General features: G+C 65.8%; 21 protein-coding genes and 1 tRNA gene. 9 read left to right on the top strand and 13 right to left on the bottom strand.

All coding sequences use genetic code 11. From position 1 onward, the window contains the following. Positions 1 to 16: 16 nt before the first annotated feature. The 3 genes from ASE13_RS17615 to ASE13_RS17605 form a co-directional block, all read right to left on the bottom strand. On the bottom strand, positions 17 to 1,549 hold the full coding sequence (locus ASE13_RS17615; protein WP_056619280.1) for a tryptophan halogenase family protein: 1,533 nt from the start codon (positions 1,547 to 1,549) through the stop codon (positions 17 to 19). Positions 1,550 to 1,741: 192 nt separating this feature from the next. Beyond that, positions 1,742 to 2,065 (bottom strand): DUF2218 domain-containing protein, encoded by a 324-nt coding sequence (locus ASE13_RS17610; protein ID WP_056620099.1) that lies wholly within the window; start codon positions 2,063 to 2,065, stop codon positions 1,742 to 1,744. A gap of 65 nt (positions 2,066 to 2,130) precedes the next feature. Beyond that, positions 2,131 to 2,736, bottom strand: coding sequence for a PadR family transcriptional regulator (locus tag ASE13_RS17605; protein WP_056619275.1), 606 nt, complete (start codon positions 2,734 to 2,736; stop codon positions 2,131 to 2,133). Between the two features lie 125 nt (positions 2,737 to 2,861). Between ASE13_RS17605 and ASE13_RS17600 the strand changes: the two genes are divergently transcribed. The 3 genes from ASE13_RS17600 to ASE13_RS17590 are packed head-to-tail and all read left to right on the top strand — an operon-like array spanning position 2,862 to position 5,378. Then, entirely contained in the window at positions 2,862 to 4,181 is a 1,320-nt protein-coding gene (locus ASE13_RS17600; RefSeq protein ID WP_056620096.1) for a replication-associated recombination protein A, read from the top strand. Further along, on the top strand, positions 4,174 to 4,521 hold the full coding sequence (locus ASE13_RS17595) for a hypothetical protein (RefSeq protein ID WP_056619272.1): 348 nt from the start codon (positions 4,174 to 4,176) through the stop codon (positions 4,519 to 4,521). The genes ASE13_RS17600 and ASE13_RS17595 overlap by 8 nt, the downstream gene beginning before the upstream one ends. Then, a complete protein-coding gene (locus ASE13_RS17590; protein ID WP_235537038.1) occupies positions 4,464 to 5,378 on the top strand; it encodes a hypothetical protein in 915 nt (304 codons plus the stop codon). The genes ASE13_RS17595 and ASE13_RS17590 overlap by 58 nt, the downstream gene beginning before the upstream one ends. 34 nt (positions 5,379 to 5,412) lie before the next feature. On the opposite strand, the gene ASE13_RS17585 is transcribed toward ASE13_RS17590, so the two are convergent. The 3 genes from ASE13_RS17585 to ASE13_RS17575 are packed head-to-tail and all read right to left on the bottom strand — an operon-like array spanning position 5,413 to position 7,972. Next, entirely contained in the window at positions 5,413 to 6,675 is a 1,263-nt protein-coding gene (locus ASE13_RS17585; protein ID WP_056619270.1) for an SH3 domain-containing protein, read from the bottom strand. Positions 6,676 to 6,689: 14 nt separating this feature from the next. Next, complete coding sequence (locus ASE13_RS17580) at positions 6,690 to 7,616, bottom strand: hypothetical protein (protein ID WP_056619267.1); 927 nt, start codon at positions 7,614 to 7,616, stop codon at positions 6,690 to 6,692. Positions 7,617 to 7,648: 32 nt separating this feature from the next. Next, complete coding sequence (locus ASE13_RS17575) at positions 7,649 to 7,972, bottom strand: hypothetical protein (RefSeq protein ID WP_056619264.1); 324 nt, start codon at positions 7,970 to 7,972, stop codon at positions 7,649 to 7,651. Positions 7,973 to 8,123: 151 nt separating this feature from the next. Between ASE13_RS17575 and ASE13_RS17570 the strand changes: the two genes are divergently transcribed. The 3 genes from ASE13_RS17570 to ASE13_RS17560 are packed head-to-tail and all read left to right on the top strand — an operon-like array spanning position 8,124 to position 11,880. Further along, positions 8,124 to 9,692, top strand: coding sequence for a toll/interleukin-1 receptor domain-containing protein (locus ASE13_RS17570; protein WP_056619260.1), 1,569 nt, complete (start codon positions 8,124 to 8,126; stop codon positions 9,690 to 9,692). After that, a complete protein-coding gene (locus ASE13_RS17565) occupies positions 9,689 to 10,249 on the top strand; it encodes a nucleotide synthetase (RefSeq protein ID WP_056619256.1) in 561 nt (186 codons plus the stop codon). Before ASE13_RS17570 ends, ASE13_RS17565 begins: the two co-directional genes overlap by 4 nt. Positions 10,250 to 10,284: 35 nt before the next feature. Further along, the gene (locus ASE13_RS17560) at positions 10,285 to 11,880 is read left to right on the top strand and encodes a TRAFs-binding domain-containing protein (RefSeq protein WP_056619253.1); all 1,596 of its coding nucleotides are present in this window, start codon (positions 10,285 to 10,287) and stop codon (positions 11,878 to 11,880) included. Here the strand turns inward: ASE13_RS17560 and ASE13_RS17555 are convergent. Both ASE13_RS17555 and ASE13_RS19570 read right to left on the bottom strand, forming a co-directional pair. Beyond that, positions 11,877 to 12,527, bottom strand: a complete 651-nt coding sequence (locus ASE13_RS17555) for a Crp/Fnr family transcriptional regulator (RefSeq protein ID WP_082597017.1) — start codon at positions 12,525 to 12,527, stop codon at positions 11,877 to 11,879. The two genes, ASE13_RS17560 and ASE13_RS17555, sit on opposite strands and share 4 nt — an antisense overlap. Before the next feature lie 139 nt (positions 12,528 to 12,666). Next, positions 12,667 to 13,158 (bottom strand): response regulator, encoded by a 492-nt coding sequence (locus tag ASE13_RS19570; RefSeq protein ID WP_082597015.1) that lies wholly within the window; start codon positions 13,156 to 13,158, stop codon positions 12,667 to 12,669. 487 nt (positions 13,159 to 13,645) lie between these two features. Here ASE13_RS19570 and ASE13_RS17545 point away from each other — a divergent pair, with 487 nt between their 5' ends. From ASE13_RS17545 to ASE13_RS17535, 3 genes are read left to right on the top strand one after another with little or no spacing between them, the layout of a single operon-like run. Further along, positions 13,646 to 14,341: a response regulator transcription factor gene (locus tag ASE13_RS17545; protein WP_056619246.1), complete on the top strand. Its 696-nt coding sequence runs from the start codon at positions 13,646 to 13,648 to the stop codon at positions 14,339 to 14,341. A 2-nt stretch (positions 14,342 to 14,343) separates the two neighbouring features. Further along, positions 14,344 to 15,648: a FecR domain-containing protein gene (locus ASE13_RS17540; protein WP_056619243.1), complete on the top strand. Its 1,305-nt coding sequence runs from the start codon at positions 14,344 to 14,346 to the stop codon at positions 15,646 to 15,648. A gap of 3 nt (positions 15,649 to 15,651) precedes the next feature. After that, positions 15,652 to 17,832, top strand: coding sequence for a CHASE2 domain-containing protein (locus tag ASE13_RS17535; RefSeq protein WP_082597013.1), 2,181 nt, complete (start codon positions 15,652 to 15,654; stop codon positions 17,830 to 17,832). Here ASE13_RS17535 and ASE13_RS17530 read toward each other — a convergent pair. The 5 genes from ASE13_RS17530 to ASE13_RS17510 form a co-directional block, all read right to left on the bottom strand. Next, positions 17,792 to 18,355: a hypothetical protein gene (locus ASE13_RS17530; protein ID WP_156404970.1), complete on the bottom strand. Its 564-nt coding sequence runs from the start codon at positions 18,353 to 18,355 to the stop codon at positions 17,792 to 17,794. The two genes, ASE13_RS17535 and ASE13_RS17530, sit on opposite strands and share 41 nt — an antisense overlap. 499 nt (positions 18,356 to 18,854) lie before the next feature. After that, positions 18,855 to 18,929: transfer RNA gene (locus ASE13_RS17525), tRNA-Thr, on the bottom strand. A gap of 147 nt (positions 18,930 to 19,076) precedes the next feature. Continuing rightward, entirely contained in the window at positions 19,077 to 20,327 is a 1,251-nt protein-coding gene (locus ASE13_RS17520; protein ID WP_056619234.1) for an adenosylmethionine--8-amino-7-oxononanoate transaminase, read from the bottom strand. Beyond that, entirely contained in the window at positions 20,324 to 20,944 is a 621-nt protein-coding gene (bioD, locus tag ASE13_RS17515) for a dethiobiotin synthase (RefSeq protein ID WP_056619231.1), read from the bottom strand. Before bioD ends, ASE13_RS17520 begins: the two co-directional genes overlap by 4 nt. Further along, a complete protein-coding gene (locus ASE13_RS17510; RefSeq protein WP_056619228.1) occupies positions 20,941 to 22,062 on the bottom strand; it encodes an 8-amino-7-oxononanoate synthase in 1,122 nt (373 codons plus the stop codon). The genes bioD and ASE13_RS17510 overlap by 4 nt, the downstream gene beginning before the upstream one ends. Positions 22,063 to 22,115 lie beyond the last annotated feature (53 nt).

Raw genomic sequence — 22,115 nt, 5'->3', positions numbered from 1 at the left:
GGGCGGGTATTTTTCCCTAAGCCCCCAGCGACGCCCCCGCATTGATCTCCCGGATCAGCGCGCGATGGCCCGGCAAGTCCTTGGTCGCCTGTTCGCTGAACGCCCGGATCCGCGCGAACAGCTTCTCCGCCGCCGCGACATTGGGAAAATCCCCCCGCCCCGACGCCAGGTCCGTCCGGAATTCCATCCCGTAGAGGACGTACTGGTAGTTGAAGAAGGCGAAGCTCTCGAGATCGAGGAGGAAGTCGAAGCGGCTCGGCGGGCGCCAGCGCCACTGATCGAGCAGTTCCCGCAGCGCCTCGGGGATCGATGCCGGATCGGCATTGTCGCGCCAGAACGGCTCCTGACGCCGGCTCAGGCAATAATGGAGCTTCAAGAAGTTGACGATGTTCGCATAGCGCCCGGCGATCAGCCGGTTGAAGCGCGCGGCGGGGGCGTCGGCGGGGCCGTTATGCGGATAGAGCTCGGCAATCATCGCCACCGCCGCCTCGATCAGCACCACCCCGGTCGATTCCAGCGGCTCGAGGAACCCGCCAGACAGGCCGACCGCGACGCAGTTCTTCACCCATTGCGCCTCGCGATAGCCGGGCTCGAACGGAATGATCCGCGCCTTGTAATCATCATGGCCGATATAGCCGCGCAGCACCTCGGCCGCCTCCTCGTCCGACATATGCGCCGACGAATAGACGCAGCCGATGCCCCGCGCGCCTTCGAGCCCGATGTCCCATGTCCAGCCCGCCGCGTGCGCGGTGGCGACGGTGAAGCTCTCCAGCGGCGCGTCGGGCCGGTCGTACGGGATCTTGCAGGCCAGCGCACGATCGGTGAACAACTGGTGCTTCACCGATTTGAAGGGCGAGCCCAGCGCCTTGCCGATCAATTCGGCGCGGAAACCCGAGCAATCCACATAGAGGTCCGCCTCCAGCGCCCCGTGCGCGTCGGTGCGGACGCAGGCGATGCTGCCATCCTCCGCCAGCTCGACGCCGGTCAGCAGCCCGCGGAGATGGCGCACACCCAGTTCGGCCGCGCGCGCTTCCAGCACTTCGGCGAGCCGCCGCGCGTCGAAATGATAGGCATAGTTCAGCGGCCCGGCATAATCGCCCTCGCCCGCTTTCTTGGGCGCGCGGCGCGCTTCGGCGACCCGGTTCTGGATCGTCACCGCCTCGGCAAAGGGCGGCCGCGTCGCTTCGCCCTGGAGCAGCCAATAGGGCACCAGGCTCCCGCCCTCGGTATAGAAGGGCGCCTCGAACGGATGGAGATAATGGTGCCGCGCGCCATCCGGCCCGGGCGCATGCAGCCAGTCGTCGAAGCGGATGCCCTGCTTGAACGTCGCCGATGCCGCGCGGATGAAATGCGTCTCGTCGATGCCGAGAAACTGGAGCGTCGACCGGATCGTCGGAAACGCGCCTTCGCCCACCCCGATGATGCCGATCTCGGGCGATTCGAGCAATGTGATCGCGATCCGCCCCTCGAAAAAACGCGCGAGATAGGCCGCGGTCAGCCACCCCGCCGTGCCTCCCCCGACAACGATGATTCCCCGCTTATCCGGCATGCTCGCTTGCTAGCAGCGGGTGGCGAGCGTGAACAGGGATGCGGTCACCCTCCCCGCCCTCAATTCTGTGGTTCCTCGCTCCCAATTCCGTCATCCCCGCGCAAGCGGGGATCCAGAGTCACAAGCGATACAGCAAAGAAACCCTGGATCCCCGCCTGCGCGGGGATGACGAAAAGGACGAGCGGGAAGCGTCTATTGCCAGTCGAATGCCAGCGGCGCTTCGCGGAACGCGAAGCGGTCGAGATGTCGGGCCACTGCGCCCTTCAGCCCTTCGAGCTGCTCCTCGGACGACGCATCGATGCGCACCTCCAGCCCCGTCTCGGCGACGTTGAACGTCGCGACGGCGTCACCCGGGTGGCTTGCCCCGCGCGCGTCCCTGGGGAAGATCACCGTGCCGTTCTCGGGGGTGAACTCCACCTGCAGGTTGTGCGCCCAATGCTTGCACAATTGCTGGAGATATTTGCTCGGGCTCCCGGTCGGCACCAGTGCCGTTGCGCTCGCGGTCGTGATCGTCATATCCCGTTCCTTCCCTTGCGGCGCCAGCCCCAGCCGGCGCCGCAGCATCTCCAGTCGCGGCATTTTCAGAGCCGCTCGATCTTCCGCGCCGCCTCGTCGAGGATGTCGGCGACCTGGTGCAAGGTCTCGGGATCAACTTCCGAACCGCCAAGTCGCTCCTGCAACACGGCGCGCAAATTGCCCATCGCACGGCGAATCGGGCCGCCGCTGGTGCGGGCCTGGTGTTCGCCGAGCTCGGCGAGCCGCTGGAACAGCGCCTCGACCTCGGCCGCCTTCTCCGCGAGCTCGGCGCTGCCAGCCTCGGTGATCGCGAACGCCTTGCGCGTGCCCTCGGCCTTGGCCTCGACCTGGCCCATGTCGTCGAGCAAGGTCAGCGTCGGGTAGATCACGCCCGGGCTCGGGGCATAGGCGCCGCCCGAACGCTCCTCGATCTCGCGGATCAAGTCGTAGCCGTGGCGCGGCTGCTCCTCGATCAGCTTGAGCAGGATCAGCCGCAGCTCGCTCCCGTCGAACATCCGCCGCCCGCGTCCGCCTTCGCGGCCCGGGTGCATGCCCCAGACGCCGAACGCCCAGGGGCCGCCGCGTCCCCAGCCGCCGCCGCGTGGCCCGCCATGCCGGCCGCCGCAATCCTGGCCGCGCTCATGGCGGCCGTGGTGAAATCCAAATCGCATCTCAAATCCTTCATTAGCGAGTCTTGATGCGTCTAAGATATATCTTGAATACATTTACGCAAGCCTCTTACGGGCAGTGTTCGTCACTTTTGTATCCGGCGCCCCGCGCGCCTATCTTGGCGGCGATGCCCGATCTCTTCGCCACCGACGAACAAACCGCTCCCGCCGAAGCCCCCACCACGGGCCCGCTCGCCGATCGCCTGCGCCCGCGGGCGCTCGATCAGGTCGTCGGCCAGGAACATCTCACCGGCCCCGAAGGCGCGATCGGCCGCATGGTCGCCGCGGGCAAGCTCAGCTCGATCATCCTCTGGGGCCCGCCCGGCACCGGCAAGACCACGATCGCCCGCCTCCTCGCCGATGCGGTGGGCCTGCGCTTCGTCGCGATCTCGGCAGTGTTCTCAGGGGTAGCCGATCTGAAGAAGGTCTTCGCCGAGGCCCGCGAATATGCCCGGATGGGCCGCAAGACCCTGCTCTTCGTAGACGAGATCCACCGCTTCAACCGCGCCCAGCAGGACGGCTTCCTGCCTTATGTCGAGGACGGCACCGTCACGCTCGTCGGAGCCACCACCGAGAACCCGTCCTTCGAGCTCAACGCCGCGTTGCTCAGCCGCGCGCAGGTCCTGATCCTCCACCGGCTCGATCACAAGGCGCTGTGCAAGCTGCTCGATCGGGCCGAGGAGCTCGAGGAACGCCCCCTCCCCCTCACGCCCGAGGCCCGCGACGCGCTGGTCGCCAGCGCCGACGGCGACGGGCGCTTCCTGCTCAATCAGGCCGAAACCTTGTTCTCGGTAAGCTTCGAGGCGCCGCTCGATCCCGCGGCTTTGGGCGATTTCCTCCAGCGCCGCGTCGCGGTCTACGACAAGGACCGCGAGGGGCATTACAACCTCATCTCGGCGCTCCACAAATCGATCCGCGGCAGCGATCCGCAGGCCGCGCTTTATTATCTCGCGCGGATGCTCACCGCCGGTGAGGAACCGCTCTACGTGCTGCGCCGCCTCACCCGCGCCGCGGTCGAGGATATCGGCCTCGCCGATCCCAATGCGCTGGTCCAGTGCATCGCCGCCAAGGACACCTACGACTTTCTCGGCTCGCCGGAAGGCGAACTGGCGATCGCGCAGGCGTGCCTCTATCTCGCCACCGCGCCCAAATCGAATGCGGCCTATGCGGCGCAGAAGGCGGCGTGGCGCTCGGCGAAGGAGACCGGTTCGCTGATGCCGCCGCAGAACATCCTCAACGCGCCCACCAAGCTGATGAAGCAGATCGGCTACGGCAAGGGCTATACCTATGATCACGATGCCGAGGGCGGCTTTTCGGGCGACAATTACTGGCCCGAGGAAATGGCGCCCCAGACCTTCTACGCCCCCACCGACCGCGGCATGGAAAAGCGCATTGCCGAGCGCATGGCGTGGTGGAACGAGATGCGCGAGAAGCGCCGCGATGAATGATTGGGAAGATGCCTGCGCCTTCGCCCGCACCTTGCCCGATGTCGAGATGGCGTCGTGGTGGGGCACGCTTTGCCCCAAGGTCAACGGCAAGGGCTTCCTGTCGCCCGGCCGCGAGAAAGGCAGCTTCGCGCTGATGGTCACGACGCCGGAGAAGGATATCCTGTTCGAAACCGATCCGGACACCTTCTGGCAGACCGATCATTATGCCAATTACCCGATGCTGCTCGTCCGCTACGGCACGGATAGCCGCAAACGCGTCGAGCTCTACATCCAGCGCGCCTGGTGGGACCGCGCGAAGAAGCCGCAGCGGATCGCCGCGGGGATGGCGGAGCGGCCCTGAACTTCACCGATTTCATCGCGATCGACTGGTCAGGGCAAGCGGTCGAGCGCCCCAAGGGGCTTGCCGTCGCGCATGCCCGTGCGGGCACCTCGGCGCCCGAGCTGGTCGACCGGCGTTGGTCGCGGCAGGACATCCTCGAATGGCTCGAGCAGCTCGCCGCCGCCGGCACCCGCGCACTGATCGGCCTAGATCTCTCCCCCGCTTTCCCGTTCCAGGACGAGGGCGCCTATTTCCCCGCCTGGGATATGTCGCCGCCGGACGGGCCTGCGCTCTGGAAGCTGGTCGACGATCTGAGCGTCGGCGATCCCCATCTCGCTGCGACCAGCTTCGTCGGGCATCCGCACGCGCGCCGCCATTTCCGCCAGCGGGGCGATTGCGGCGACCTGTTTCCGCCGGGCCGCGGGCGCTTTCGGGTCTGCGAGCATGGCCAGGAAGCGATGCGGCTTTCGCCTTACAGTTGCTTCAACCTCGTCGGGGCGAGCCAGGTCGGCAAATCGAGCCTGACGGGCATGCGCGTGCTCCACCGTCTGCGCGGCAAGCTCGGTCTATGGCCGTTCGTGCCCACGCCCAGTAGCGGCCCGCTCCTCGTCGAAATCTACACCTCCCTCCCCGCCCGCCTCGCCGGCATGCGCAAGGGCATTTCCAAGATCCGTGACGCCCAAACTCTCGACGTGATGCTCGCCGCGTTCGGTTCCAGGCCGCACGCCACGCTTCCCCGTTATGACGACCACGCCACCGACGCGATCCTCTCCGCCGCCTGGCTTCGCGTCGCCGCGTCACAGCCTGAACTTTGGGCCCCGACGGGTCTGACGCCCCATCTGGCACGAACGGAGGGCTGGACCTTCGGCGTTCCCTGACGCGGGTCCGTACTCGCCTGAGCCGGGCCTCTATTCAAAGGGACACACCGTCCTCCGCCGTGAGAAATTCGGAATGTACGAATCCATCGGCAGCCCCATCTCCCTTGAGGTCGACCTTGGTCCAGTTTCGTTCCACACCAAGGCGCCAGACGGTCGCACCGAAAGGCAGATTGTCGAGGCGCTTGAACTCAACTCCCGGACCAGCGCGCAGTGCCACGCCTGAGCGGGCCAGGACACGGAGTGCCGGCGTCGCGCGCGTCCTGGCAGTGCCGATGCTGGCGAGCCGTCCGACGGGAATGCGATCCAATTCCGCGCCCACTAGCGCGATCCCCAGTCGTCTGAACACGTCGGTGGCGAAGCAAGCGAAACTGTTCCTTCCGTCTGGAGTCCTGCCGACATGGATCCCCATCAGCGTCTCCGTCGGGCGTCCGGTGACTGAGTCGAGCAAGATCCAAGGCGCCCCGGAATCGCCTTCCAGCGAGGATTGGTTGTCGATCGGCCGAATCTCGAACCCGCGAATGTTGATCGGCGCACTGTCCGGATACGACATGAGCGTCACAGCGATCGACTGGACTACCTCCCCCTTCGTGATGAGGCTGGAACGCCCCGCCTTCACCAGCTTCTGCCCGAGCATTGGCACCCCGAGTTTCGTCACCGCAACTCCCAAGCCGGCGATGCGCGGCTCGGCCGGACGGTGTTCGATGGCGGCGATGGCCGCGTCGCCGTCGAGGTCCCGCATCTGGCCCAGCAAGCGCCCAAATACATCCTTGGGCCGCCCCGCATCGGCGCGCCCCGGCTGCATCGCCAAGTCGTTGCCGTCGCGCCGCCCGAGAACGTGATCGCAAGACAATAGCGCCAGCTTTCCACTTTCAAGATGGCGCACCACCGCGGTTCCCGTGCCGGCATCGCCCACGGCGCCGGCATTGCCGATGCTCACGCCAGGGCAAATGAAGGGGAAGCGCTGCTTTGGATCGACCGGGGCGTTGCTCGAACCCGCGCGGTACTGACCCTCCAGCACATCGGTCGGATACCGGCGCCCACCGATCTCGATCTCCGCTGGAATGGGTTTGCTGCCGATCGCCAGAATGTCGCCGCGATCCTCGAGCTTGCGCGCGACGCGGAACACGATCGCCTCCGCGCCGGTGTCCTGCCCTGCGGTCTGCTTGCGTCCCAAGGCAATGCCGACGACATTGGGATGCGCCAGCCATCCCAGCGCGTCCTGATCGAAGAAGGCGCGAACCGGATCTTCGCTGACGGTGGTGGGCGCCTTGCGTGGGCGGCGGCGATTCTCGACCATGGCTACACCTCGGATCAGATCAGCAACGGACATTTCACGACCGCGGTGAGGCGGTTGACGAAGTCGAACTCATTCGCGGCCGCGACGGCCGCGGCAATGCCGTCGAGTTTCTTGCGGCTTTCATCGAGCCGGATGATGAGCGCGGCTGCGCTTCCGCGAAGCCCCTGCGACCCTCCAGCTCCCTCGGCAGCGGGCGGTTCGGTCCACTTTTTGGCGAGTTCCGAGACGTCGATCGTGATGCGCACCCACGACTTCGCGGCAAGCGTCGAAACGATCGTCGCGGTGGCTTGCTCGAAAACCCCCGGTGCATTCGAATAGGCACCGAGTTGGGCTCGGGCCGCCTTCGAAACCTCCTGTGCCCGCGCAATCGCAAGCCGCGCGTTGGCACGTGCCAGCTCGAGTGGCATCGTTTCCGCTCTATTCGTGGCCACGTCCTCAGCCACTGCGGCCGCGAGGAGGCCGATTTCGATGTCGAGTTCGCGTGTGCGCCTCCGCAACGCGTCGACCCTTGCGTCCACCTCGGCCCCGACAAAGGCATAACCCTCGACGAGCACGCAATTGATCGAGTCGACGCCCCGCCGAAACGCATCGGGGCCGTTCGCCGGCATGGCGAGCGAGCGTCCCGCCGTATAGGCTCCCGCCCCGATTGCGATCTTGGCGACGGTGTCGGGGCCGCTCTTGGGCTTGTTGACCGCGATCAGCCCCGTCGCGACCGCCGCGCCAATCAACGGGATTTCGACGAGATCCGCTTCCCGGGACGCCTTGCCATAGGTTGCCGCGAACGCTTCGCCCCTGGCATGCAGCCGGTTGAGCGTGGCCGCGATGCGTCCCGGAATCGTCGCATCCGCAACCGGCTCGGGAGAGACATAAAGCGGCACGTAGCGCCCCGCGCATCCGGACAATAGCGAGCCGGCAAGCATGAGGGGGAGCATGGATTTCATGGCATCTCTCCTGACCTGTGGGTGAAGCGCATCTAGCGGGACCCCACGGGGGCAAGCAGGCCGGCGAGCGCGCCGATCGCGGCCGAGCCGATCGCGATGAGGCCGTCGGGGATTTGAGGACCGTTCGGCGTGAGCGTGATCAATATCTGTCCGGCGATCACACTCAGTACGCTCGCCCCGAGCACCAGAACGGTGGCCCTGTACACAAAGGTGTTCGGCAGGGGCGTGTTGCGAGTGACTTCGGCCTCTGTGCGGTCGAGCACGTTCTGAACACTTGCCTCGTCGGTCGCCTGCGCGAGCTCATCAACGCGATCGTTGAGCGCCGCGGCGTAATTTTTCAGCACGATGTCGGTCATTTCCTTCCCCTTCCAGAATGCGTCGCAGGAATGCGGTGCGTAGAGGATAGGCCAAGCAAGGAAGGGGAGCGCGTGATGGCGATCACGCCAGGGCGCGTATTGCCACCTCTATTCCGCTCTGGCACCTTTCCGACGGGGACAGGGGGGCGTCATGACCGGGGAACGCTATCGCGCGTTCATCAGCTACAGCCATCAGGATGCGAAGATCGCACGCTGGTTGCATCGACGCCTCGAAACCTATCGCTTTCCCCGCCGCCTGACCGGACAGCCGGGCTCTTTCGGCACCGTCCCGGCCCGGCTCGGCCCCATCTTCCGCGATCGGGAGGAATTCGCCGCGGCCACGAGCCTCAGCGAGGCAGTACGGCGTGCAATCGAGGTTTCGGAAGCCCTGATCGTCGTCTGCTCGCCCGCTGCCGCGGCCTCGCTTTGGGTCGCACGCGAAATCGAAGCCTTTCGCGAATCACATCCAGAGTCGCCGCTGCTGCTTGCCTTGGTCGACGGCGAGCCCACCGACGCATTTCCCGGGCCTGCGCTCGCCGAACACAACGAGCCCTTGGCGGCGGATTTCCGCAAGCAGGGCGACGGCCGCCGGCTGGGCCTGCTCAAGCTGCTCGCCGGTCTCGCCGGGGTGCCGCTGGGCGAGCTCGTGCAACGCGACGCGCAGCGCCGGTTGCGGCGCGTGACGGCCGTCACGGTCGCGGCGCTGGTCGGCCTGCTAGCGCTGACGGCGTTGAGTGTCGTCGCGATTCGCGCGCGGCACGAGGCGGAACAGCGGCGGACGGCCGCGGAAGGGCTGGTCGAGTTCATGCAAACCGATCTGCGCGAGCGATTGAAGGCGGTGAACCGCCTCGATGTCCTCACCGCCGCCAATCGGCGCGCGCTGGCTTATTATTCCGCGCAGGATCTCGCCAACCTGCGTCCGGGCGAGTTGGCCCGGCGCTCGCAGATCCTGCACGACATGGGCGAGGACGATCTCGACCGCGAGGATTATGCCAATGCATCCGGCGCCTTCATCGAGGCGCGGCGCACCACTGGAGCCCTGCTCGCGCGGGCGCCAAAGGATCCCGACATCATTTTCGCGCATGCGCAGAGCGAATATTGGATCGGCGATCTTGCGTGGAGACGTGACGACCTCACCGCCGCGGATGCGGGCTTCCAACGTTATGCCCAGCTCGCCGAACGACTTCTCGCGGTCGCCCCGAGCGATGTGCGGAGCCTGCGCGAGATCGGCTATGCCACGGGAAACCTCTGCACATTGCGCCAGAAGCAGAAGCGCCTCTCGGGTCTGATCGAGCTTTGCCTGAAATCGCTTCGAGCGATGGAGCGTGCAGCGGTGCTGGCGCCCAACGAACGGCAAAGTCAGCTGGACGTGGCAAATCGCCATGCCTGGGTGGCGGATGCCTATCGCAAACTGCTCCACGATCTTCCTGCTGCCGGCCGCCACCGCGTGGCGGAAAGCGCCATCCTTCAACGGCTCCTCGCGGCCGAACCGGACGATGCGCAATTGCAGCGCAAACGCATCTGGTCAGAGCGCGCGACCGCCGCGCTGGAGCGCGAAATGGGCGCCGTCGAGGCGGGTACCGTGCGCCTGCGGCAGGCGATCCAGGATCTTGAAAAGCTCGTCGCCGGCGATCCGGCCAATCGAGGATTGGCCGCGACGCTCGACGAAATGCGGTTGGAGTTGCGTCGCGTACCCTCTCGAGCAGGAGAAACACGATGAGCGCACTACCACTGCCCTCCGGCACACCCGAAAACGATATCCGTCACATCAAATTGATGGCGCTCTATATCAAATCAGCCGGCCCCGCCAACGGCCCCACGCCGGCATTGACCTTCCACATCGAAAACACGGAAGGCGGCATCCCGGGATACGAATTGAAACCGGGCGAAAGGCCTGAAGATGTCATCGCCAAATTTGTCGCAGGATCAGTACCATTTACTCGAAATCCAACGCCGCTCGACTTCCCAATTTCTAAGAAATGCTACATCGTCCTGAAACTGGAGGGCGATTTCTGGGAATTCGATGCAAGGGACGGCGTCACTACCAAGGAAGATCTGGGCGGGCAGTATTACCGCCTCATTCCCCACTCGCAGGGCGGAAGGATTGCAGCCGTTTCCTTCTGCGCCAGGACTCCCTTTCCGGACCGGCCCGCTGAAGACGATCGAGTTCGGCACAGCATCAATCTGCACATCAACTTCCTCGACCGAGATGCCAGCGGGAACGTACGTCGGCTCCCCGTGATTATCGATCCGGATGTCGAGAATCGAGGCGGTTGAGAGGAGATGCCGGATAACATGATCCAAATTCCCTCATGACGGACACGCTTCGGCCGACGCTGATATCGATCACCGCGCTGGCACGGTCCGGAGCGGAAGAGCTGGCGTGGCAGCTCTTCCGCTCCGCGGGATTCGATCGGGTGGAGGATGATCCGGCCGTGCTCGCGCTGCGCGGCCGGCTGCTCAAGGACCGTGCGCTGAGCCTGTCGGGCACTGCACGGCGCGAAGCAGCGGCGCAGGCGGCGGATGCTTATGCGGCCGCAGCGCGTCTCCGTCCGGCGACCTATCCGCTGATCAACGCCGCGACGCTATCGCTGATCGCCGGCGCACGCGACACCGCACAACAGCTGGCGGACGATGCGGTCGCGTTGCTCGACGCGAGCATCGGCGAACCTGACACACCCTATTATCTTGAGGCGACGCGCGCTGAGGCGCTGCTGCTGGGCGGCGCGCGCGACGCCGCCGAAGCCGCGTTCCGCGGCGCCGTGGCTCTGGCGCCGCGCGCCTGGGAGGATCATGCCACCACGCTCCGGCAGTTCGCGACGATCCTGACCGAGCTGCAGCTCGATCAAAGCTGGCTCGACGCCTATCGCCCACCGCACACGCTCCATTATGCCGGGCAGATGCGCATCGAGGAGGATGCCGAGCAGATTGGCCGGATCGACTCCATGCTCGCGGCCGAGAATATCGGTTTCGGCTTCGGGTCGCTGGCCGCTGGCGCTGATATGCTGATCGCCGAGCGGCTACTCGCGCGGGGAGCAGAGCTTCATATTACGCTTCCGACCGATCGCGCGGCGTTCTTGCGTCGATCGGTCGAAGCTTTCGGCCGCGACGCTGCCCGCTTCGATGCGATCCTGTCGCAGGCGACAACGGTCCGCGAGATTGACGAGGAAGGCGAGTCGAGCGATGCACTTATGGGCGAACTCGCCGACGAGCTCGCCATGGGAGGCGCCGTGATGCGTGCCCGTCAGCTGCAGACTCGCGCCGTGCAACTCATCATCAGCGCTGCCCCGCAGGGCGTGCCGACCGCGCCGAACAGCGCACGTCTCGCGCGCATCTGGGCGGCGACCGGACGGAGACAGCATGTGCTCGATACCGGCCACATGCCCATCGGGCGCAGTCGTCCGAAGCGCGAAGCGCGCGACCGGCGGCTTGCGGCGGTTATTGCCGTCAGTCTCCGCGAACCAGGTGGCGACACCGCAGGCGAGCGGATGGCGGAGCGGCTGGCGATGCTGTCCGAACCGCCCGGATTGATCGCGCCCCCGAGCTGGCGCAGCGACGGAGTGATGCTTTACTTCGGATCGGCTGAGGAGGCTGCATCCGAAGCGGTCCGGCTACGAACCGTGCTCATGGCCAGCGGACCGGTCCGCATCGCAGGAGACCTAGGCGTCCTGCGCTTCATGCCCGCCCCGTTCGGCGGTGGCGTCGTCGCGCTCGGAGGCGCAACGTTGCGCGTCGGCAGGGTGCTCGACGTCACATCCCCGACGGCAATCTATTTCTCCGAGCATCTCGGGGCCGCTTTCGCCGCAAGCGCGCGAATGGACGACCCCGCACGGCTGGAACTGGTCGGCGAATTGTCCGGTACGGCGCAGGATCAGCCGCTCGCGCTCTACGCCCTGCGCGAACGCTAGATCACCATTTCCGCCAGACGGCCCGGCGCGACGATCACCAGGGCTTCGGCATCGCGGCGAACGATCCCGCGTCGCTCGAGTGCGCTGATCGTCCGGGATGCCGTCTCGCGTGTGGTGTAAATGCGCGCGGCCAATTCGGAGAGCACCGGCGGAGGAGAGATCGTCGTGCCCCCCTCGGCTAGGCGGAGCAGTTCCTCGTGAACGCGCCCGGCTGCCGAAAGGGTCGTGCGCGATAGCATCTGCTCCGATATCCGTTCGAGCTGGCGCAGCAGCCCCCGCGAAAGCGCGAGACCCACACAGGCATGCGTTTCCAACAGAATGAGGAAATCAGTCCCGCTGAAAACTGCGGAATCGAGATTTTCCAGCGCGGAGATTTCGCTGAGATGGATCTGTCCATCCGATGCGGAAAGCGCGCCGAACAGATCGCCGGGCAAAAAGTCGTAGAAGCGGACCAGCATGCCATCGGGAGCTACTACGAAGGACCGTGCTCTCCCCAGGACCAACAGATACACGTCCTGGCATCGCTCACCTTGGTGCACGATCGTCGCCCCTGTCGAATAGAAGCGCAGCCGGGCGCGAGATTCGATCTGATGCGCCGCTTCGGCAGAGCAATCGAAGATGCGCTCGATGAATGCACTTAGGCTCAAGGCGTGTTCATTCTAAAAGACGTTGCCGCAGGATCGCGCGCCAGAGAACGATCGTCAACTTGTTGGCCAGGCGCGGCAGCAAGGCAATTCGAATGATCCCGGCCGATCGGGCCCGGATGGGGGCGGCAAGTTGCTTCTATCAGGCTATAGGGGTGTGTCCTTGTTCGGTCGTACCATGGCCATGCTTCGGCCAAGCAGTTGAAATCGTCGATGCGCGACGGTGAAACCGCTCCACCGATGCTACGATGCCGGCCTCCACTGCATGACCCCGGTAAGGCTTCGGGACTATACGCAATGTCTCGCGCAGGGCTGGATCGAGATCCTCCGCGCGGCAACTGCCCGAAGTGAGAAGGACCGGAACGCCAGGCCGATTCTCTATGATCCAGCGCGCAAGCTGGATTCCGTCACAGTTTCCCGGCATCTGGACGTCCGAGAATACGCAGGCGATGCCGGCGTCGCCGCGACCAAGGAACTCCAATGCATCATCGCCGCTGGCAGCTTCAAACACCGCGAAGCCCCGCAATCGGAGATATTGGCTGATCTGCGAACGCACCCGGACGTCATCCTCCACCACGAGTATATTCGTGCGATATGCCAGGTTATTTTCGGCAAGATGGGATGCGGGGCTCATTGCGAAGGCAAAACTACTCCCCAAAGAACTGCGAACACTAGTAAACTGTTGTAACGGGATTTACCGACTTCCTGGCTTCCACCTGTGCGGATTGCCGAATGACGCCAGCGAGAGGTACGCGAAGTCGTCAGCCGAGCCGACGCGATCCGATTCGTCCGAATTCGAGGCAGTTTCCGGGGCCGGCGCGCCAACGGGCGATCGCCCCTCACGGCGGCTCGGCACGGACTGGCGGGTTCCGACGGGCGCGGCGGCGTTACAACTGTTTACAAGGCTGCGATTGTCGCTCTCCCGGCACGTTGCTAGCAGCGTCCCATGTCGATGACAGCGCCCCACGGTTCATCCGCATACGAGCTGCAGCACCGGGCGGCCCGGAGCCAAAGCGCCACCGCTCGACAGATGCAGGAGGCATGCCAGCCGGGGATCGATTCCGATCGATCCAGAACGGCCCCTCAGGCCAGGCTCAGTTGAGACCGAATAAGGGCCCTGCATGCGGATCGCTGTAGTCGATGACGACGAGAGCATCATTGAGTTTGCGGCGACCGCGCTGATAGCCGCCGGCCATTCCTGCATCGGCTATCGCACCGGTGCCGCTTTGCTGGCCGCGTTGCGGCGCCAGACCTTCGATCTGGTCCTGCTCGACTGGAATCTCCCCGACAGCTCGGGAATGGATCTGTTGAAATCAATTCGGGACGCGGTTTCCCGGGCAACTGCCATCATCATGCTCACCAGCCGGGCCGACAAGGACGATGTCGCAGCAGCACTGCACGCCGGCGCCGACGACTATGTCGTGAAGCCGGAAACGGCATCAGTGATCGTCGCGAGGGTCGAAGCGGTGCTGCGGCGCGCCATGCCCACTGCCATTCAGGAGCGCGTGCTTCACTTCGGACCCTATGCCTTTGATCGCCTCACGGAGCGCGTGCAAGTCCGCGACGAGGATGTTTCGCTCAGCGCGAAAGAGTTCCAGCTGGCGCTTGCACTGTTCGAGAATATGCACCGGGCGCTCTCGAGAAGCTACCTGCTGGAGACGATCTGGCAGAGCGCCGCGGATCTCTCAACTCGAACGCTCGACATGCACGTCTCGAGGATCCGCACCAAGCTCAAGCTGACACCGGAGAATGGCTACCGCATCGTGGCGATTTCTGGCTATGGTTATCGCATGGAGCGTTTCGGGGCAGAGGGGTGACCATGTTTCTTGCGGTCGCACTGCAGACCGCCGCCGCTGTGTCGCCTTCCCCGCAAGCTGATGTCATCACCTATGTCGTGCGGCGCGGCGATACGCTTGACCGGTTGAGCCAGAATTTCCTGGTTCCCGAACGTCGCTGGTGGGCGCTGCTCAGCCTCGCGGGCATTCGCAACCCAAAGCGGTTGCCGGTCGGGCGACGGCTGACCATCCCGCGCGCGTGGCTGCGCTTCAAGGTGGAACCTGCCCGGCTGGCGAGCTATCGCGGCTCCGTCAGCCTGACGGTCGCCGGTCGCATGGTCATGCCGGCCGCCGGCGCGGTGATCGGCGAGGGCACCGACATCGCCACCGCCACGAACAGCTTCGTCACGCTGATCCTCGCGGATCGATCGCAGGTCGTGATCCCGTCGCAGAGCCGCGTTCGCATTCGCGAACTGCGCCGGATCCTCCTGACCGGCGCGATCGACTACCGAATCGACGTGCAAAAGGGGCGGCTCGAGACGAAGGTCACGCCGCTGGACTCCCATTTCGGACGCTACCGGATCCGCACGCCGGTCAGCATGACCGCGGTTCGCGGCACCGAGTTTCGCGTGTCGTTCGAGGAGTCTCGCACGGCGGCGGCGACCGAGGTTCTCGCGGGCCAGGTCGTCTTCTCGCAGCCGGGGGGATCGAACGCGCTGGCGCTGGACAGGGCTCTCGGCGCGACGCTGGGCGCTGATGGCACGCCGCACGCCGAAAAGCTTTTGCCGGCTCCGGCTCTTCAGGATCCCGCGACGCTCCAGACGGGGGATCTCGTCGAATTCCGAGCGCAGCCACTGGAAGGGGCGGTCCGATATCGCGCGGTGATCGCGACCGATGCCGGGTTCATCGACAATGTCGCCGAACAATTCTCCGACCGTGGAGTGTTTGCCCTTGCGGCAATCCCCAACGGCAATCTCTTCGTACGCATATCCGCAGTCGCACCGAGCGGGCTGGAGGGGCTGGCGCAATCCTACAGCTTCACACGCCGGCTCGCCTCGATCCACGGGAGGGTCGAGGCGGGCGAGCACGGCTATCGCTTTCGGTGGTCGGGTGCAGGGCGCGGGATTCGGAGATATCGATTCCAGCTGATGCGCGGCTCGCCCAATACGCGGCCGGTGGTCGACGAAGTCGCGCTGGTTCACGATGGGCTCACGCTTCAGGATCTTCCAGCCGGTCTCTATTTCTGGCGCCTGGGGTTGCTCCAGGTCGAGGAAGGCGAAGTCACCGAAACGTGGACCGATCCGGAGAAGCTAACGATCACGGCACCTTCCGGATCCCGGAGACGATAGCGCTTGCGCCGGCGGCTCTTGCTGGAGTGGTGCGCCATCGCGGTCCTGGTGCTCGCACTGAGCGTCGGCATTACGTGGAGCCGCGCCACGTCGAAGATCGACGATGCGATCTATGACGTGGTGCTAGAGCTGCGGGCGGCGCCCCCGTCCGATCGGATCCTCCTCGTGACGATCGACGATGCGAGCATCGCAGCGACAGGACAATGGCCGTGGCGGCGAAGCGTGCATGGCGCCGCGATCCGGAAGCTGGCGGCGGCGAAGCCCGCAGCTATCGCTTATGATGTGCTCTTCACTGAACCGGGCAGATCGGCAGGGGAAGATGCGGAGCTCGGCGGAGCCCTGCGGCAGGCGCGCGTCGCACTCCCCGTCCTGTTCGATGTACCCGGCGTCAATGGCCTCCCCTTCGAGACCGTCCCACCGGTCGGGCCGATCGGCAATGCAGCGGCCGCACTGGGGCAGGTTGCGCTTCCGCATGAGGCAGACGGCACCGCCAGAGCCGGCCTGCTCGAAGTCGATGACGGCAAACGGCGCTGGCCGCACCTCGCCGAGCAAGCGTACAGGCTGGCGCTGGGCCACCCCTCTCCGGCGTTCGCCCGCGCTTCCCGCAGCGGCGACATGACGGTGCTGGTTCCCTACCAGTCGGCAGGCGCTTTCCGCACCGTTTCGTTCGACGATCTGCTGCGCGGGCGGCTGCCTGCGGATTTCGTGCGCGATCGCATTGTCCTCGTGGGCGCGCGCGCCGGCGGCCTCGGCGACCGTCACGACGTCGCTGGCGCAGGCACGCTTGCCGGCGTGGAGGTTCAGGCCAATCTGCTCAATGCCTTGCTCGCCGACCGCTTCGTGCACGAAGCCTCGCTTGCCGTCCGGCTCGTCGCGGGCGCGCTTCCCGCCATCATGTTATTGGCGCTGTTCTGGGTGCTGAGGCCGTCGGGAGCCCTGATTGCATCGCTGGCGGTGTTCCTCCTGCTGATGGCGAGCCCTGTCTTGCTCATGGCGGCCGCGGGCCTGTGGCTACCGCCGAGCCCGGCATTGCTGGGTGTGCTCTTCGTCTACCCGCTCTGGGGCTGGCGGCGGCTGCATGCGATCGACAAGGCAGTCTCGTCCGAGCTGGCACGGCTTTCCGGCGATGTCGGTGCTGCGCCGATGGACGGCGCGCAGCTCGATCGGACGGGCAGGAACGCTGTTGCTCTCAGTGGATCGATCGCGGCGCTTCGGGACCTGAAGCGGCTCGTCAGCGATACGATCGAGGGCGTGACCGACCCGCTCATCGTGACGACCCTCGACGGAGAGGTCCTCGTGACCAATCGCGGCGCGGCGGCATTGCTCGAAGAGGTTCCCGATCTGCTCCGGCGCGTCGAGGATGGAACACCGTCCCAGGACCTGATCGTAGCTGACGGGCGTCATTTCTCGGCACGGCGCTCTTCCCTGGCCGATGCTGCCGGTGCGCAGCGGGGCTGGATCCATCTCCTCGCGGACATCACTGATATTCGCGCCGCCGAGAGCGACCGGTCGCAGGCGCTCGAATTCCTCAGCCATGACATGCGCTCGCCGCAGGCCTCGATCATCACGCTGATCGAGAGCGCAGGTGGCGCTGCGCTTTCACCGGAAGTGGCCGACAAAATCGGCTATCATGCCCGACGCACGCTTGGGCTCGCCGACAATTTCGTCCAGCTCGCGCGACTGCGCGAAACCCGCTTCGATCCCGAGGAGACCGATCTTCACGACTGCCTAGGAGAGGCCGCCGACGCATTGTGGCCGCAGGCTACGAAAAAAGGCGTACGGATCGTCACGCCGGCCGCCGACGAATTCCGCTGCGTTGCGGGCGAAAGGCACGCCCTCACCCGGGCATTCCTGAACCTTCTCGACAACGCGGTGAGGTTCAGCCCCGAAGGCTGCGAGATCAATTGCGCGATCCACGAGATCCGGGACGTGCGCGGCGGCTGGTTCGAGGTTCTGGTGGAAGATCGTGGTCCTGGCGTGCCGCCCGAGCGGCGTGCCAGACTGGCCGCGCCTTACGACAGTACCAGTTCCGACACCCAACCAAGCGTCGGCCTCGGTCTCGCTTATGTCCGCGCAGTAGCCGAGCGGCATGGCGGCAGTCTTCGCTATCAGGAGGCGACGCCGAACGGCTCTCGTTTCATCGTCAGGATCCCCGCCCTCCCGGCGGCGACGCCTGACTGCTGATGGCGGCTTCGACCATGCGCGGGAGAAGCTTGTCGAGCGAGGTTCCGCAATGCCGCGCGGCCGTCATATTGCGGAACAGCAGCTTGCCGTCGGTGCGATCGATCATCCCGGTGGTGAGCACATAACGCCGGGGGCGGCACAGAACGACCGGATTGCGGGCCTCTTCCCGGCTGATCGGGCCATCTCCGTCGCCGCGAACCGCCACTTGCAAGGGCGCCACCGCCAGACCGACCTCGAGCCGGTATCGGCCGTCCGGCGCCTCGCGATATCCTTTGGCAACCAGTGCACGGCGCATGAGCGAGACCATCTCGGAAGCGACAGAGTCGCCCGCGATTGGCGCGGACGCAAGGACGAAGCTGGCGTCGTCAAGTGCCTTGCCGGCTGGCGGCACCGGGCCTTCACGTCCGACAGGAGAGGTGCAGGCTGCAAGCGCCATGATCAATGCCGCGGCCACAACTCGCCTCATCTGCATACCCTTTCCGCGATCCTGCCGCCCATAGACGAAACTGCCGCTCAAGCTCAACTCGGCGGAGGCATGACTCGAAATTCGATCCGGCAAGGCCTGGGAAGGCCGCGCTCAGAGTAGCTGAAGTCAGGAAGAAACCTTTGATGTTACGACATTTTACAATTCTTGCGGGAGCGAAACGAGGCTGGATGCATTGAAGCTCCAGCCCGCCGACGCGCGGTGTAACAAGTTGTAAACGGCGCTTGCGAGCAGGTGAAGGCCCCGCCAGATACCTCGCGCTGCCCGTCACGAGGAATTGAAGTGATCAGGTTTTTTGTGTGCGCGGCGATCCGGGTTCACTGCCCTCCATCCTTGCCGCTGAAGCGACGACCATGAGTTCGGTACGTCGTATGGCCAGGATATTGGCTCACCTCGAATCCGAACGTGCCGCAGCTGGATCCGAGAGGGGGCGGGCCATTGGCGGAGTGCCCGCGGCACCGCGGCGGGCACGCGCGACGATGATCGGCTCCCGCGTCGAGCCGGATCGGCACTGAACGCGTCGGTTTGCTTGCGAGGATGGTGCCGGTTGTAGGATTCGAACCCACGACCTCCGCTTTACAAAAGCATTGCTCTACCACTGAGCTAAACCGGCACGACTTCGCCATAGCCGGGCAATCCGCGGACGCCAAGACCGCTATTTTCGGCCGATTCAGTCGACAATGGCACGGCGAACAGGGACGGCGTTCAGATCAGGGGAGCCGGGTTCGAAGCGCTGCGCCGAGGATCATCCGCGCCATTTTCAGACAAATCCCGCCGCTTCCCCTATCGCGTCCCAGATCGCATCGAGATCTGCATCGCCGATACAATAAGGCGGCATCACGTAGACGGTGTTGCCGAGCGGCCGAAGCAGCAGGTCGCGGTCCGCGAAGAACCGCAACAGTCGCGGCCCCAGCGCCGAGAGATAGGCGCCCTCCCCCGCGCCGAGCTCTACTGCCGCAATCGTGCCAAGGGCACGCGCATTGTGCACGCCCGGCGTGCTGGCCAGCCGCTCCAGCCGGACGGCCTGGGATCTGGCCAGCGCGGCGACTCGCCCGAGCACCGGCTCCTCGCGCCAGATCGCGATGTTCGCGGCCGCCGCGGCGCAGGCGATCGGATTGGCGGTATAGCTGGAGGAGTGGAAGAACATCCGCGCGCGGTCATTGGCATAATGCGCGGCGTAGATGGGCTCGGTCGCCATCGTCACCGCCAGTGGCACCGCGCCACCGGTCAGCCCTTTGGACAGACACAGGATGTCGGGAACTACGCCGGCTTGCTCACAGGCGAGCAAAGTCCCGGTCCGCCCCCAGCCGGTCATCACCTCGTCGGCGATGAACAGCACGCCGTGCTGCGAACAGATGCGGCGCATCTCCGCGAGCACCCGGGCCGGATAGATCAGCATCCCGCCGGCGCCCAGCACCAAGGGCTCGACGATCAGCGCCGCGGGCTTTTCCCGGCAGAACGCCTCGAGCGCGTCCAGCGTCTCCTGCTCCGCACCGGCCGCGGGAAACGGGATCGTCGCCACGTCGAACAGCAAAGGGGAATAGGCTTGGTTGAACACGCCGCGCGCGCCGACCGACATCGCGCCGATCGTGTCGCCATGATAGCTGTGCGCCATCACGATGATGCGATGCCTGGGCTCGCCGCGATTGCGCCAATAGCCGAGCGCCATCTTGAGCGCGACCTCGACGCTGGTCGATCCGGAATCCGAAAAGAACACCCGCGCCAGCGCTGGTGGCATCAGCGCCCGCAATCCCGCCGCGACCGCCTCGGCAGGCGCGTGGGTCCAGCCCGCGAAGATGATCTGGTCGAGCTGTCCCGCGGCCTCCCGGATCGCCGCCATGATCACGGGGTGGCAATGACCATGGGTGGTGACCCACCAGGACGAGATGGCATCCACGATCCGCCGTCCGTCCGCGGTATGGAGCGCCGCACCCTCCGCACGCACCACCTCGGGGATCGGCTCGCCGAGGCCGTGCTGGGTAAACGGGTGCCAGATGGCGGAGACGCTCACGCGAATTCCTCCATATCGAAAGCATTCGCAAACGCCGCCGCCAGCGTTTCGGCATCGAGCGGATCGAGCCATGGCAGGCGCCCCAGCCGTCGCACGCCCCCCAGGCGCTCGATCGTCTCCTCGCTGTCGGGCACCGACGGCCCCACAAAGGCGATGCCGAGGATCGGCACCCCGCGCGCGCGCAACGCTTCGATCGAGAGCAGGCTGTGGTTGATCGTCCCGAGCGCGGTGCGCGCGACGAGCACCACGGGAGCCTGCCACCGTGCGAATAGATCTGCATAGAGCAAGTCGTCTTGAATGGGCACGAGGACGCCCCCCGCCCCTTCGACGACCAGCGGCCCGGCGAGCGCCGGGAGCGCCAGTTTCTCCAAGTCGATGCGAACGCCGTCGAGCGAGGCCGCGCGATGCGGCGAGCAGGGCGTGCTCAAGCGATAGGCTTCGGGCAGCGCCGACTTCACGCCAAGCGCGGCCACGCGAACGCTGTCGCCGCCATCCTCTAGCCCGGCCTGGATCGGCTTCCAGTAGGCGGCTCCCATCGCGGCGGCGAGGCCGGCCGCGAACACGGTCTTGCCGATATCGGTATCGGTGCCGGTGACGACGAGATTGCGCCCCCTCATTGCACTGCTTCGATGGCCGCGGCGAGCGCATCGACATCCGCGTGGCTGGCATTGAGAGTCAACGAGATGCGCAGCCGTGCGGTGCCGGCCGGCACCGTCGGCGGGCGAATGCCGCGAACGTCGAAGCCGCGAGCCTGCAGCGCGGCGGCGAGCGCCATGGCGGGCACGTCGTCGCCGACGATCAGGGGCAGGATCTGGCTTCCGGTCGGCCGGACGCCGCAGCCGGCGAGCGCGCCTTCGGCGTGCGCGACAAGCGCGCGCAGCGCAGCGCGACGTCCGGGCTCGTCGACAAGGCAGCGCAGTGCCTCGCGGACGGCGGCTGCCATCAAAGGCGACGGCGCGGTCGAGAAGATGAACGGACGCGCGCGATTGACCATGAAATCGCGCAAAGTCGCCGGCAGGCAGAGCAACGCCCCCTCACATCCCAGCGCCTTGCCGCAGGTGTGAAGCGTGACGATGTTGTCCGCATTGTGGAAGTCACCGGCGAGCCCCGAACCATCCTTGCCGAACACTCCCGTCGCATGCGCCTCGTCGATGAGCAGCAGAGCGTCGTGCCGCCCGGCGATGCCGACGAGATCGGCCAGCGGCGCGCGGTCGCCGTCCATCGAGTAGAGGCTCTCCACTGCGATCCACGCACGCCCCGTTCCGCCGCGCCGGCGCCAATCCGTTACCGCATCCTCGAACGCACCAGCATTATTGTGCGCGACGCCGATCGTTTCGGCGCGTCCAAGCCGCATGCCGTCATGCGCGCTCGCATGAATGAGCGCGTCGTAGACGACGAGATCTCCGCGTTGCGGAAGCGCCGCGAAGGCCGCGACATTTGCCGCATAGCCGCTCGAGAAGAACAGTGCCGCCTCCGCCCCGAAGAACGCCGCGGCCTCGGCTTCGAGCAGCATATGCTCAGAGTCGTTGCCGCGCAGCAGCCGGGATCCCCCCGAGCCGACAGGTACGCCGCGCGCGATCGCGGCCTGTACCGCTTCGCCGATGCGCGAAGCGGTACCGAGCGCAAGATAGTCGTTCGAAGCGAAATCCGTGCCCAGACGCGGCCGGAGCGTTCGAAGACGTCCGAGCGCCTCCAATCGTTGAAGATCTTCGAGATGCTGGGCAAGCCGCGACATTGCGCGGGACCTGTAACGATAATCCCGCTCAAGGCCAGCGCCTGCGGAAGACG

It is taken from the genome of Sphingomonas sp. Root241 (assembly GCF_001428865.1).
Taxonomy (GTDB): Bacteria; Pseudomonadota; Alphaproteobacteria; order Sphingomonadales; family Sphingomonadaceae; genus Sphingomonas.
The sequence above is the reverse complement of the archived record's forward strand: the minus strand, read 5'-3'. Positions and strand labels throughout refer to the sequence as shown.

Excerpts from the sequence above, each read along its gene's own strand:
- ASE13_RS17615 (WP_056619280.1), bottom strand. The coding sequence starts at position 1,549 with ATGCCGGATAAGCGGGGAATCATCGTTGTCGGGGGAGGCACGGCGGGG.
- ASE13_RS17610 (WP_056620099.1), bottom strand. The coding sequence starts at position 2,065 with ATGACGATCACGACCGCGAGCGCAACGGCACTGGTGCCGACCGGGAGC.
- ASE13_RS17605 (WP_056619275.1), bottom strand. The coding sequence starts at position 2,736 with ATGCGATTTGGATTTCACCACGGCCGCCATGAGCGCGGCCAGGATTGC.
- ASE13_RS17600 (WP_056620096.1), top strand. The coding sequence starts at position 2,862 with ATGCCCGATCTCTTCGCCACCGACGAACAAACCGCTCCCGCCGAAGCC.
- ASE13_RS17595 (WP_056619272.1), top strand. The coding sequence starts at position 4,174 with ATGAATGATTGGGAAGATGCCTGCGCCTTCGCCCGCACCTTGCCCGAT.
- ASE13_RS17585 (WP_056619270.1), bottom strand. The coding sequence starts at position 6,675 with ATGGTCGAGAATCGCCGCCGCCCACGCAAGGCGCCCACCACCGTCAGC.
- ASE13_RS17580 (WP_056619267.1), bottom strand. The coding sequence starts at position 7,616 with ATGAAATCCATGCTCCCCCTCATGCTTGCCGGCTCGCTATTGTCCGGA.
- ASE13_RS17575 (WP_056619264.1), bottom strand. The coding sequence starts at position 7,972 with ATGACCGACATCGTGCTGAAAAATTACGCCGCGGCGCTCAACGATCGC.
- ASE13_RS17570 (WP_056619260.1), top strand. The coding sequence starts at position 8,124 with ATGACCGGGGAACGCTATCGCGCGTTCATCAGCTACAGCCATCAGGAT.
- ASE13_RS17565 (WP_056619256.1), top strand. The coding sequence starts at position 9,689 with ATGAGCGCACTACCACTGCCCTCCGGCACACCCGAAAACGATATCCGT.
- ASE13_RS17560 (WP_056619253.1), top strand. The coding sequence starts at position 10,285 with ATGACGGACACGCTTCGGCCGACGCTGATATCGATCACCGCGCTGGCA.
- ASE13_RS19570 (WP_082597015.1), bottom strand. The coding sequence starts at position 13,158 with ATGAGCCCCGCATCCCATCTTGCCGAAAATAACCTGGCATATCGCACG.
- ASE13_RS17545 (WP_056619246.1), top strand. The coding sequence starts at position 13,646 with ATGCGGATCGCTGTAGTCGATGACGACGAGAGCATCATTGAGTTTGCG.
- ASE13_RS17540 (WP_056619243.1), top strand. The coding sequence starts at position 14,344 with ATGTTTCTTGCGGTCGCACTGCAGACCGCCGCCGCTGTGTCGCCTTCC.
- bioD (WP_056619231.1), bottom strand. The coding sequence starts at position 20,944 with ATGAGGGGGCGCAATCTCGTCGTCACCGGCACCGATACCGATATCGGC.
- ASE13_RS17510 (WP_056619228.1), bottom strand. The coding sequence starts at position 22,062 with ATGTCGCGGCTTGCCCAGCATCTCGAAGATCTTCAACGATTGGAGGCG.